The 1,764-nt window shown below is 43.6% G+C and carries 1 protein-coding gene; it reads left to right on the top strand.

Annotation, left to right across the window (positions count from 1 at the left end):
• Positions 1–1,176 (top strand): autotransporter outer membrane beta-barrel domain-containing protein (locus MOB01S_RS11985; protein WP_157074005.1); only part of this gene is annotated, 1,176 nt, incomplete at its 5' end.
• Between the last annotated feature and the right edge of the window lie 588 nt (positions 1,177–1,764).

Genomic DNA, 1,764 nt, shown 5'->3' with positions numbered 1-1,764 from the left:
CCAACGCCAACGCCAACGCCAACGCCAACGCCAACGCCAACGCCAACGCCAACGCCAACGCCAACGCCAACGCCAAGCATTGTCGGCACTTTTGAAACGGCTGTCAATAGGGAAAATTATAATCATCTAGTTGAATTAGCACGTGTTTTGGATACCAATGTTGGTGATTTTACAACAAATTCCCAAAATGTACTTGGTGCTTCTTTGGTCAAAGATACTATTGGTAGCAACACTCCTGACTTTGCCAAACTTGCCAATTTTGCTAGTCAATTACAGCCCCTGATGGCAGGCTCAACCAACCGCCTAATCGCTGACGGCACACAAAAAGTCGTGGGTGTACTAGATACTCGCACCCTAGAACCCAAAAAGAACCTTTGGGCAAAAGCTCTACACAATCAAGGCAAATTGGACGCTCATGCAGGTTTAACAGGTTTTGATGATAAACATACTGGTATCATCGTGGGTGCTGATAGCCCAGTTGGTCAAAAATCCAACTTAGGGATTGCCTTAGCATACAGCGAACACGATGTTAAAAGCCGTGATTATGTCTCTCATACCGCTCAAGCCAACACCACCCAAGCCCTCATCTATGGCCATCATCAGCTTGATGAACGCACCACCTTTAAAGGTCATGTTGGGGTGGGTCGTAGCCAGATTGATGGCACACGTCATGTGGTTGGTGGTACTGCCAAGTCTGATTATGATGCCAAAATTGTGAACGCTGGCGTGTCCGCCCATTATCGCATTGGTACAGCTAACAGACATCTGTCGCCTTTTGTTAAGATGGATTTTGCCCAAGTCAAATCAGATGCATACACCGAAACAGGCACCACCGCCTACAACCTTGCCATCAACGGCAACACTTATACCAGTTTGCAAAATAGTATCGGTGTTAAAGGTCGTATCGGCTCACCCACGCTTGCCCTAACAGGTTTGTTATCGGTGGGGGCTGACGTAGGTAGCAGACGTAGCGACATTAGTGGTCGTTTTGCTGATACTGCCAACACACAATTTGGCGTATTGGGTCATGAAGTTGGTAAAGGCTTTGGGCAAGCAGGTCTTGGCATGGTCTACACCCCAACAGCCACCACCACATTATCGCTTGCTTATGAAGGGCAATGGCGTAAGAACTATGACAATCAAGGGATTTCTTTAACCTTTGAGAAAAAGTTCTAAGCCCGAAAGATAATAAAACAGCCAAAACCAAGTACTTTTTTGTTTTGGCTGTTTTTCGTTGAACGTGATTAAGTTGAGCCGTATACCAAAACCATCTTAAAAGTACCACAAATTTATTTTCAGCGGTAGGGGTAAATTGCAATTCACCTACAACCCGCAGTAAATTTTAAGTTTGTTAAGTACACCAAAGGAGCAATACAAACAACGCAATTTTATAGTATACTAAACGAACCCAAAAACTGGTACAAAAACCGTTCACCCTAAGCTATGCCTGCGGGTGGGTTTCTGTTATGGCTTGATAAGCTTACCACGAACGGAAACCAACAATTTTGAAGTTCGGTTAGTATAAATTCTATTCAAAAACAAACAAAGTTTTTGGGGCTGTACTAGAATAACACTTATGTTATACTAGTACAGCCCCTTAAATATACCATGATGTCGTAGGGAAAAATTGCAATTGCCCAGATAAGTTTATGGCAAAACTCAATAACCATAAATGTAAAAAACACGCTTACTTAGCGTGTTTTTTTACTAACTGCGGTTTATTTGAATTTCCAGCTAAGCCCCACAAGTGCGCCTGTGTTTGTG

Origin of the sequence: Moraxella oblonga NBRC 102422 (assembly GCF_001598275.1) — a bacterium.
GTDB lineage: Bacteria > Pseudomonadota > Gammaproteobacteria > Pseudomonadales > Moraxellaceae > Moraxella > Moraxella oblonga.
This window is presented reverse-complemented; position numbering and strand designations above follow the sequence as displayed.